The sequence below is a fragment of the Rothia sp. LK2492 genome (assembly GCF_040946345.1).
Classification (GTDB): Bacteria; Actinomycetota; Actinomycetes; order Actinomycetales; family Micrococcaceae; genus Rothia; species Rothia endophytica.
In genome coordinates this window covers 90,178-99,136 of record NZ_JAYWLX010000009.1, presented here as the reverse complement: position 1 = coordinate 99,136, position 8,959 = coordinate 90,178, and the positions used below count along the sequence as shown (strand labels likewise).

The following is an 8,959-nucleotide window of genomic DNA, read 5'->3' as shown; positions in this document are numbered from 1 at the left end:
TTCCGGTCCATGAAAAGGTCGGCGGGCCCCCCAGATGGTGGGCCCGCCGACCTTTTCATGGATTGGGCTTTAACCGGTTACAGCCTCTGCCTTAGGCGGCCAGCCAGGTAGCAAGTGCCCGATAACAGGCTTGGACTTCACGGGCTTTCACATGCTCGTTATCAGTATGGGCCAGCAGGGCATCGCCCGGACCAAAGTTGACCGCGGGGATACCGATTTCACTGAAGCGGGCAACATCCGTCCAGCCGTACTTGGGCTGGGGTTCGCCACCCACCGAGGCAATCAGGGACGCTGCCATGGGTGCGTCCAGGCCAGGGCGGGCAGCCGGGGACTGATCGACAAAATCTAGCTCGTAGCCCTCAAAGATCTCTTGGAGATGGTCGAGAGCCTGGCGCAGAGTTTTGTTAGGGGCAAAGCGGTAATTGATGTGGACGCCAGCAGTATCGGGGATGACGTTACCGGCAACACCGCCAGAGATTTGCACGGCGTTGAGACCTTCTCGATAAGCTAGCCCCTCCACCTCGTAGGTCTGAGGTTGGTAGACGGCCAAGCGGTCCAGGACATCCGCCATCTTGTGAATGGCGTTCTCCCCCTTCCAGGCACGCCCCGAGTGGGCAGCCAGCCCCTCAGTATGAATCCAGAAACGGATGGTTCCGTTACAGCCACCCTCGATAACGCCATCGGTAGGTTCAAGGAGTACCGCGAAATCGGCGTCGGTCAATAGCTGCTCGTGGTTACGCATGAGGCGGGCAAGACCCGAGAGTTCTGAAGCAACTTCTTCGTTGTCATAAAAGACGTAGGTGATGTCGTAGGCAGGGTTAGTCAGGTGGGCAGCTAACGCCAACTGAACGGCAACCCCGCCCTTCATATCCACCGCCCCGCGTCCGTACAGCACCCGCTCCCCCTCGTCGTCCCTCCATACTGAAGGCACCGTGCCCAAAGAGCTCTCAGCGCGGGGCAACGGAACGGTATCCAGATGACCGGCCAGCACAATGCGCTGGCTCCTTCCCAGATGGGTACGGGCAATGATGGAATCTCCATCACGGGTAATCTCTAGGCCGCCGATGCCTTCGAGGGCAATCTGCACTGCATCTGCCAGTCTCGTTTCATCACCAGATACAGAGAAGATATCGAGCAGGTCAGCGGTTAGCTGTTCCACGGGCTGGGTGAGGTCAAGGGTGGCCGGGCCAAAGCGGGCAAAGTCACGGGAGGTAACACGGGGTTCAGTCATACGTCCACCATACAAGCAGAGACTGCACAGTACATCTTGATTTCGTAAACTGGTATCTATGACTGAACAAAAGACCCGCACAGCAGCAGGCCTGGGCCTGGCAACTATTATCGCAAGCGGCGAGCACGAAGGCACCGTACTAGATGTCTGGTACCCCGCCCCCCTTCTCGCACAGACCTCCGACCAGTCCGTGGTCGCTGATCTTGAAGCCCTAGTAGAGACCGATGAAGACCGTAACGTGGTGCGTGAAATCGTAGACGTCACCATTGATTTGGACGCCGCCCCCGCCAACGCAGAGGACGCCTATCTGCGCCTTCACCTGCTATCTCACACTTTGGTAGAACCCAACACCATCAACCTTGAGGGTCTTTTCGGCAAGCTGGCTAACGTCGCCTGGACCAATTTTGGACCCGTTTTGGCCAGCGAGTTCAATACGGTCTCCCTGAAGCTGCGCCGCCGCGGTGCCCTGATCGTTACCCACGTCGATAAGTTCCCCCGCATGATTGATTACGTCGTGCCCGCAGGCGTTCGTATCGGTGATGCTGACCGTGTGCGCCTCGGTGCTCACCTGGCAGTCGGCACCACCGTCATGCACGAGGGTTTCGTGAACTTTAACGCCGGTACCCTGGGCGAATCCATGGTGGAGGGCCGTATTTCTCAGGGCGTAGTCATCGGCAACGGCACTGACATCGGTGGTGGCGCTTCAACCATGGGCACTCTCTCAGGTGGTGGCACCCAGCGCGTTGCTATCGGCGAGCGCTCCTTGCTAGGCGCCGAGGCCGGTATTGGTATTGCTCTGGGCGATGACTGCGTCGTTGAGGCCGGTCTGTATGTGACCGCAGGTTCACGCGTCACCTTGCTCAACCCCGGCGCAGAGCCTCAGGTCATCAAGGCTGTCGAGCTATCGGGTGTTAATAATCTGCTTTTCCGCCGCAACTCGGTGACCGGTGCCATTGAGGCGCTTCCTCGTGAGGGTAAAACGGTTGAACTGAACTTAGAGTTGCACGCTAACTAAAGCGCACTAACCGGCCAAGAGCCCTGACCTGCACTTTTAACCTCGTATATGGGGTGGCAGGCCGGGGCTCTTGCCCTTTAAACTGAAGAGAGCTCGCACACACAGGTATTCAACACACTATCTGATGAAAGATCTTCTCTTATGAAGCGTTCTCTCGCTCTATTGACAGGCCTTGGCCTGGTGTCATCCGCGTTTTTAGCACCGGCTGCTGTAGCGGATGACGGTGACACCGATTTAGGTAACCTCACCGTTCTTGCCACCACCGATATTCACGGGCGGCAGCTGAACTATGACTACTTCACCGGTGAACCCTACGGCACCGGGGATAAGGCGCTGGGTATGGAACACCTGGCAACCGCCATTGAACAGACGCGCAGTGCTAAGGGTGAAGACTCCACCGTTCTGCTCGATAATGGGGACGCTAACCAGGGCAATCCCCTGGCCACCTACTACCAAAAGAACCGTTCGGCAAGCACAGTGGACCCCATGGCGTCGGTCTTTAACCTGCTGGGGTATGACGCGGGCGTGGTGGGTAACCACGAATTCAACTACGGATTGCAGGCATCCGCCCAGTATAAGGACAGCCTTGCTATGCCTCTGCTGGCTGCCAATGTTATTGATGCCCGCACCGGCCAGCCCGCCTATGAGCCCTATACCATTATCAATAAAACCGTGGGTGGTGAAACCGTTCAGGTTGGCGTGATCGGTGTAGTAACCCCGGGGGTGAGGGTCTGGGATAAAGCAACCGTTGAGGGCAACCTCGAGTTTAGGGACGCCGCCGCTGCCGCCGCTGAGTGGGCACCCAAGGTTAAGGAGGCTGGCGCTGATGTGGTCATCGTACTGGCTCATACCGGACTAGATGCTGCCGGCTACACCTACAATCCTGCCGATCTCAACGAGAACATTGCTAAGTCGGTGGCTGAGCAGTCCACCGATGTTGATGTAGTGGTGGGAGGTCACTCGCACGTGACCAATAAGGTGCAGGAGTACTTCACCAATAAGAACGGTGAGCAGGTGCTCTTCACTCAACCGGGCTATTGGGCCCGTTTCCTCTCTGAAGTTACCCTTCCCCTAGTCAAAGAGGCTGATGGGGACATTGAGGTTAAGTGGAACGAGAACGAGCGCCCTACCGCTGCGCCGTTGGTAGCCGGTAATTACGCAGCCGACCCGCGTATCCGCGCTGCTATTGAGCCCTACCATGCCGAAACCACCCAGTGGGTGCAGACTGTGGTTGCCCAGGCTACCGAAGATATGCCAGCTGCAACATCTGCCTGGGAGGACACCGCTGTGCTGGACTTCATCAACCGGGTTCAGACCGATGAGGTAGCCCGCGCGTTGGAAGGCACCCCCTACGCTGATCTCCCGCTGATTGCTGAGGCATCGCCCTTCTCACGCACTGCCGTCTTCAAGCAGGGCCCTGTGACTATCGCGGATATGGCATCACTCTATATCTATGACAACACCCTCTACGCGGTTGAACTGACCGGAGCGCAGCTGAGGGATTACCTGGAATACTCGGCCCGCTACTACCAGCAGCAGGAGCCCGGAGCAGTCATTGAGGACTGGTCAACGGTCACCAATGCTCTCTACGATGGCGCCACCCGCGGCATCCCGGATTACTCCTACGATGTGCTCTCTGGCGTCAACTACCACATCAATATCTCCCAGCCCGTGGGCCAACGCATTGAGAACCTAACACTCGCTGACGGCTCTGCCCTGGCTGATGATCAGAAGGTCATTCTGGCACTCAATAACTACCGCTGGAGCGGTGGCTCGGGTTACCCACACGTGACCTCAGCTCCCATTGTCTATGAAGAGCAGAAAGCCGTGCGTGATCTGATGATTGACTGGGCGGTAGCCAACAAGACCATTGACCCGGCCGACTTCTTCGTTCTCAACTGGACGGTCGGTACTAGCTCACTAGATAACAGTGTTGGCCCCGTACCCACCCCCAGCCAGACACCCGAGCCTTCAGCATCAGCTGAACCCACTGCTTCCCCCAGTGCAGAGCCCAGCGTTGAACCTAGCGATGAGCCAACCTCTGCGCCCAGCGAGGAAACTCCCACTGCTGTAGCAACTGCAGGTGAAACTACAGGTAATCAAGAAGCTGCTGCGAGCTCACAGCCCAACCGCGCCTTGGCACATACGGGCGCACCTCTGCTCACCATGCTGGCTGTAGCGCTTCTGCTACTGGTAGTCGGAAGTATCGCCATGCGGGCAACCCGCAAGGGCAAGCTGTAAAAGCTAGCTTAAGCACCTGGGCATTAGCCCCCTCGATAAGGACGCCCCGCCTATAACAGGTTCAGATAAGGACCTGTCATAGGCGGGGCGCCACTGTCCGTGCATGTGCCCACACCTGTGTGCCAAACCCTGCCCTGGTGCTGCTAACCCGCTAAGCTAGAAACACCACAAATAACCACACCTTATTGAGGGGAACACGTGAAAATTCTCGTTACCGGCGGCGCCGGCTACATCGGCTCGCACACCGTCCTTGAACTGCTCAACGCTGGGCACGAGGTCACCGTCATGGACAACCTCTCCAACTCCTCCATGGAGTCGCTGGCTCGTGTTGAAGAACTGACCGGAAAGACCGTAGAGTTTCGCAAGGTTGATCTGCTGGATCTGCCCGAGATGAAGCAGCTCTTCAACCTGGTCAAGCCAGATGCAGTCATCCACTTCGCGGGTCTCAAGGCCGTGGGCGAGTCAGCTGAAAAGCCCCTCTGGTACTACCAGACCAACGTTACCGGTACCCTCAACCTGCTCTACGCCATGGAAGAGGCTGGCTGCACCTCCATCGTCTTCTCATCCTCAGCAACCGTTTACGGTGAGCCTGAATCAATGCCGCTGACCGAGAAAATCAACATGGATGCTCAGAGCTGCTACGGCCGCACCAAAGAGCACATCGAAGATATGCTGGTCGACCTCGCTGCATCAGACTCCAAGTGGAACATCGCCCTGCTACGCTACTTCAACCCTGTAGGCGCACACGAGTCCGGCCGCATTGGTGAAGACCCTGCAGGTATCCCCAACAACCTGGTGCCCTTCATCGCCCAGGTAGCTGTGGGCCGCCGCGAACACCTGAATGTCTTCGGTAACGACTACCCCACCGTTGATGGCACCGGCGTGCGCGACTACATCCACGTCTCTGACCTGGCCGACGGCCACCTCAAGGCGCTGGACTACATCACCAGCCACCAGGGCCTGCACACCTGGAACCTGGGTACCGGCAACGGCTACTCGGTTCTCGAAGTTCTGCATGCCTTTGAGAAGGCTGCCGGCAAGGAGCTTCCCTACAAGATGGTGGACCGCCGCCCCGGCGACGTCGCTGTCTCCTACGCTGACCCCTCAGCTGCCCTCTCTGACCTGGGCTGGAGCGCTCACCGCGACATCGAGACCATGGTGCGCGATCACTGGAACTGGCAGAAGAATAACCCCAACGGTTACGAAGCCTAAACAACTCCATAAAAAGGGTGCTCTTTCCATGTGTGGAAGGAGCACCCCTTTTTATATTTATGATCTTTCACCTGTTTACCAGTTCACCCCCTGGAAAAGTATGACCAGGGGGAAGAAGAGGAAAATCAAGGCAAAGATCACAATCCAACCCCAGGTGCGGGCGATGACGCTCAGGGGTATAAATATTATTCCCAGCAGAGGTGCCAGCATCCATATCTCAGAAACGGCCGTAGCTCCATAAATTATTAGCCCTAGAGAAAGAGCCGTTGCTACCAGGGCTACTAAGTGAAAGCTACCCCATTTGGATGAGCTAAAGACCCGCCAACCGTGATGTGTTTCGATATATCGGGTATTTGTCATCATATTAATTCACCCTTACAGATAACCATTAGGTACAAATACAGCCATTATTGCCCGTGCCTTGGTACCGACCCACCAAGAATATCTTGATTGCGACAAATCAAGGGCAATCGAAGCTACTAGTTGCCGGTCACAGGCCTTATTGAAATAGCCTTGAGTAGCATAGCATCGGTCATGGGTCTGACAACGCGTATCTAACAGGTCAATTGGAGCAGCGGGGCCACTATGCCCGGGGCCGCACCAATTACCGTGAACAGGAATTCCCCACTGGGGAGAAACTACCCCAGAGACACTGCTGCCTTGGTCTGCAGAAAAAGTGGATGAATTAAAGACTTTCGCTGCATCGATTACTGCACTGTCCGCGTTATCAGAGACTGCTTCAGATATATCAAAGTACTGGATATTCCCTGTAGCATCCAACTGAGCATACTGGAGAAGCTCCTCAACAAGTTGCTCATCACTCGATGGCTTGCTGTAGGCGTTAACAGGTTGAGCGGAAGAAAAAGCCAGCATCAAAGTAAACACAACGGTGAGAACTATTGAGAGGGGGGCGACTTTTCCTGTGAGGGAATACATGATTTCAACCTAACATTCCAAAAACACATAGATTTTATGTGTTGCAGGTAACACTACAGTCATAGAATATAATTTTCAAGAGTTGCTTTAATCGGTTGCGCCAATTCAATAGGTAAACGTTTGGAGCGCTCAAATGATGGTGCGCCATCCGCATGGTCAACACCAGACTCCAAGACCACGACGCGCCCTCCATAACCCAAGCCACCAAAGACATCGCCAGCAAACTCGGAATCGGCCACAACACCCTACAAACCTGGTGTAACAAAGCCGCCCTTAACACCGGCAAAGAATTCACCAGCCCCAACGACATCAACGCTGAAATCCGACGACTCAAACGAGAAAACGCCGAGTTGCGCAGAGCAAACGAAATTCTCAAAGCAGCCTCAGCTTTTTTCGCAGCCGAACTCGACCGACCAGCCCGATGATGATCCGCTTCATCGACACCCACCGTGATCACTTCGGGGTCGAGTCCATCTGCCAAGTTCTCTCAAAGAACCTTGACGGTGGGTTCATCAGCCCTAGCGGCTACTACCGCGCTAAGAAACGTATCCCCTCAGCCCGTGCCCTCAAAGACCAGCTACTCATCCCTGAACTTCTGCGTATTCATGCCGAGAACTACTCGGTCTATGGGGTGCGCAAAATGTGGCAGGCCATGAGGCGGGAAGGCTGGGATATCGGTCGTGAGCAGACCTGGCGGCTGATGAAAGCTGCTGGTATCCAGGGGGCTCACAGGGGCCGTAAACCCATCACAACCCGCCCGGCCAAGGCGCCGGATGACCGGCCTGACCTGGTCAACCGTAACTTTACTGCCGATGCGCCGAACAGGCTGTGGGTAGCTGATTTCACCTATGTTCGTACGATGAGCGGTTTCTGTTATACGGCCTTCATTACTGATGTGTTCTCACGAAAGATTGTGGGTTGGGGTGTTTCTTCAACAATGCATGTTCTGGGGATGCCTCTGATGGCTCTGAAGCAGGCTTTGTTCCAGGCGAGGAAGGATGGTTCTGATTTCACGGAAATCGTGCATCATTCTGATAGGGGTTCGCAGTATCTGGCTGAGGATTACACACATGAGCTGAAGGCCTTGGGTGTGCAGCTGTCGGTTGGTTCTACGGGGGATTCTTTCGATAATGCTCTGGCTGAGAGCGTGAATGGTGCTTATAAGGCTGAGTTGGTGAAGGGTTGTCTTTTTGATTCTGTGGGTCGGTTGGAGGTTGAGACTGCGTCTTGGGTTGCTTGGTGGAATGGGCGCCGGTTGCATGAGGGTCTTGGGTATCGGACGCCGGAGGAGGTGTTTTCTGATGCTTTGATTCTTGTGTGATTTTTGTGATTTTATTAGGGGTGGTTGGTGTGACCTGAACCCAGTACATATCACCCCGTACATATCAGTCAGGGCAAAAGCTCAGCGCCCAATATAAGCAGAATAATCGTGTGTTGAACCGGTTGCGGTCGGTGGTGGAACGGGTTATTGCTCACATCAAGTGTTGGCGGGTGTTGCATACTGGTTTTCGGCGGCCGTTGGGGTCGTATGGGAGGGTGTTTTCGGTGGTGCGGGGTTTGGTGTTTTATGCGGCTGGAGGGAATTTTGAATAACCCTCAATGCAGTTGCAGAAGCTGGCAGATGGAAAGTGAGCATGAAATTATTTTAGTTTGTTCATTAATCAATGGAAGACTTATAAGCAGCATAAAATATTTTAAAACACGCCTAGCCCTCAGGCATTAAACTTAAGAATTCCAACGCTATTTTTACAGTCCCTAATGTTACAAAGTTTTTTCACACAAATCCTGAGCATTGAGACATATGCCCAAATATATTTTTAACCGCATGAGATTACGTATAGAGATGAGCCAGCACAAATTAGCACCATTAGAGGACGGCAGGTATTTTTCGGAGTATATGAATCAGAACCCCAGCGTTTTGTTGGGATCAAATATAAATAATTTTACTACAAAATAATGACTAAAACCTGTCAATCGTTCTATACCTGAAATATCTAGATAGTTAATAACAGTCAACACTAGCGCGATTAAGAACATACATACCCCAGCCACACCCATGAAGCCGTTTTTACCAATCAAAATAAGGCCAATAAGTCCACCACATAGTGATACCACGGGAATGAAAAAAATTTCTTTACACAATTTAAAAATATTATCACACTCATTTGTGATAAAAATATTTCCCAGCACCCAAGGTGTGCTGGGAAATATTTTGCTTAATAGGAATAGTCTACTAGGCAAATAAGAATAAGATAAATGCAATTATTGCCCCAACAAGGGGGAATCCAACTTTATTAGCAATCTGTGCCACTCTAGTGGTCCCT

Annotated in this window: 10 protein-coding genes; 6 read left to right on the top strand and 4 right to left on the bottom strand. The window is 53.9% G+C overall.

Annotation, left to right across the window (positions count from 1 at the left end):
• Positions 1 to 91: 91 nt before the first annotated feature.
• A complete protein-coding gene (gene dapE / locus VVR27_RS09975) occupies positions 92 to 1,231 on the bottom strand; it encodes a succinyl-diaminopimelate desuccinylase (protein ID WP_368548211.1) in 1,140 nt (379 codons plus the stop codon).
• Positions 1,232 to 1,289: 58 nt separating this feature from the next.
• Between dapE and dapD the strand changes: the two genes are divergently transcribed.
• The 3 genes from dapD (at position 1,290) to galE (ending at position 5,699) form a co-directional block, all read left to right on the top strand.
• Complete coding sequence (gene dapD, locus VVR27_RS09970; protein WP_409349952.1) at positions 1,290 to 2,246, top strand: 2,3,4,5-tetrahydropyridine-2,6-dicarboxylate N-succinyltransferase; 957 nt, start codon at positions 1,290 to 1,292, stop codon at positions 2,244 to 2,246.
• A 141-nt stretch (positions 2,247 to 2,387) separates the two neighbouring features.
• A complete protein-coding gene (locus tag VVR27_RS09965; RefSeq protein ID WP_368548210.1) occupies positions 2,388 to 4,487 on the top strand; it encodes a 5'-nucleotidase C-terminal domain-containing protein in 2,100 nt (699 codons plus the stop codon).
• Positions 4,488 to 4,685: 198 nt separating this feature from the next.
• Positions 4,686 to 5,699, top strand: coding sequence for a UDP-glucose 4-epimerase GalE (gene galE / locus VVR27_RS09960; RefSeq protein WP_368548208.1), 1,014 nt, complete (start codon positions 4,686 to 4,688; stop codon positions 5,697 to 5,699).
• A 75-nt stretch (positions 5,700 to 5,774) separates the two neighbouring features.
• Here galE and VVR27_RS09955 read toward each other — a convergent pair whose 3' ends face one another.
• On the bottom strand, positions 5,775 to 6,062 hold the full coding sequence (locus VVR27_RS09955; protein ID WP_368548206.1) for a hypothetical protein: 288 nt from the start codon (positions 6,060 to 6,062) through the stop codon (positions 5,775 to 5,777).
• Positions 6,063 to 6,074: 12 nt separating this feature from the next.
• Entirely contained in the window at positions 6,075 to 6,635 is a 561-nt protein-coding gene (locus VVR27_RS09950) for a hypothetical protein (protein ID WP_368548204.1), read from the bottom strand.
• A 152-nt stretch (positions 6,636 to 6,787) separates the two neighbouring features.
• On the opposite strand from VVR27_RS09950, the gene VVR27_RS11585 reads away from it, so the two are divergent.
• Genes VVR27_RS11585 through VVR27_RS09940 form a run of 3 tightly spaced genes read left to right on the top strand, consistent with a single transcriptional unit; the run spans position 6,788 to position 8,228 of the window.
• Positions 6,788 to 7,060, top strand: a complete 273-nt coding sequence (locus tag VVR27_RS11585) for a transposase (RefSeq protein WP_409349951.1) — start codon at positions 6,788 to 6,790, stop codon at positions 7,058 to 7,060.
• Complete coding sequence (locus tag VVR27_RS09945; RefSeq protein ID WP_409349950.1) at positions 7,057 to 7,956, top strand: IS3 family transposase; 900 nt, start codon at positions 7,057 to 7,059, stop codon at positions 7,954 to 7,956. Before VVR27_RS11585 ends, VVR27_RS09945 begins: the two co-directional genes overlap by 4 nt.
• Before the next feature lie 47 nt (positions 7,957 to 8,003).
• On the top strand, positions 8,004 to 8,228 hold the full coding sequence (locus tag VVR27_RS09940) for a transposase family protein (RefSeq protein WP_368548214.1): 225 nt from the start codon (positions 8,004 to 8,006) through the stop codon (positions 8,226 to 8,228).
• A gap of 309 nt (positions 8,229 to 8,537) precedes the next feature.
• Here the strand turns inward: VVR27_RS09940 and VVR27_RS09935 are convergent, their stop codons facing one another.
• On the bottom strand, positions 8,538 to 8,825 hold the full coding sequence (locus VVR27_RS09935) for a hypothetical protein (RefSeq protein ID WP_368548200.1): 288 nt from the start codon (positions 8,823 to 8,825) through the stop codon (positions 8,538 to 8,540).
• Between the last annotated feature and the right edge of the window lie 134 nt (positions 8,826 to 8,959).

Coding starts and splice junctions, on each gene's coding strand:
- VVR27_RS11585 (WP_409349951.1), top strand. CDS start 6,788: ATGGTCAACACCAGACTCCAAGACCACGACGCGCCCTCCATAACCCAA.
- dapE (WP_368548211.1), bottom strand. CDS start 1,231: ATGACTGAACCCCGTGTTACCTCCCGTGACTTTGCCCGCTTTGGCCCG.
- VVR27_RS09965 (WP_368548210.1), top strand. CDS start 2,388: ATGAAGCGTTCTCTCGCTCTATTGACAGGCCTTGGCCTGGTGTCATCC.
- dapD (WP_409349952.1), top strand. CDS start 1,290: ATGACTGAACAAAAGACCCGCACAGCAGCAGGCCTGGGCCTGGCAACT.
- VVR27_RS09955 (WP_368548206.1), bottom strand. CDS start 6,062: ATGATGACAAATACCCGATATATCGAAACACATCACGGTTGGCGGGTC.
- VVR27_RS09950 (WP_368548204.1), bottom strand. CDS start 6,635: ATGTATTCCCTCACAGGAAAAGTCGCCCCCCTCTCAATAGTTCTCACC.
- VVR27_RS09945 (WP_409349950.1), top strand. CDS start 7,057: ATGATGATCCGCTTCATCGACACCCACCGTGATCACTTCGGGGTCGAG.